Source organism: Pseudoalteromonas sp. MTN2-4 (assembly GCF_042848605.1).
GTDB lineage: Bacteria > Pseudomonadota > Gammaproteobacteria > Enterobacterales > Alteromonadaceae > Pseudoalteromonas.
Genome location: NZ_BTGK01000075.1, coordinates 1 through 431, shown reverse-complemented (window position 1 = coordinate 431; position 431 = coordinate 1). Strand labels below are relative to the sequence as shown.

Sequence of the window (431 nt, the reverse complement as noted above, 5' to 3'; positions counted from 1 at the left end):
CTAACGCCTTAATAAACGGCGGAAAATAGCAGGCTAAACTAAGCGAAGAATGAGCGCAAGCCTGCTGTTTTGCGTCCATTGTTTAATTAATTTGTTATATTCCCTGACGCTCAAAAGTTAAGGCTGTCTTTTGCAAGCTGCTCTTGCAGTAACTCTAGAGAGTCATAAGATTTCGTTTCTGGATATGGCAATACTTCTTTCTTGTTTGACCAAGTTAAATGAACAACATAAAACTTATTGTCACAAATGACTAAAACATCATCTCTATCTTCTCGCTTTGCGAGGATTTTAGAACTTTTACCATACAACTCATGACCAACAGGTAATTCTGTTGCCATTTCAGTCAACAGTGCTGCTCCGTGTGCAGGACTGTAGTCTTCTATATTGCTCCAAGGTTCAGAGTACATAGGCCTCCATGGGAATATAACGCC

General features: G+C 39.9%; 1 protein-coding gene. It reads right to left on the bottom strand.

Annotated features, from left to right (window positions below):
- Positions 1 to 110: 110 nt before the first annotated feature.
- On the bottom strand, positions 111 to 431 hold a 321-nt coding region (locus tag ACGHEH_RS21785; RefSeq protein WP_390449908.1), incomplete at its 5' end, for a hypothetical protein.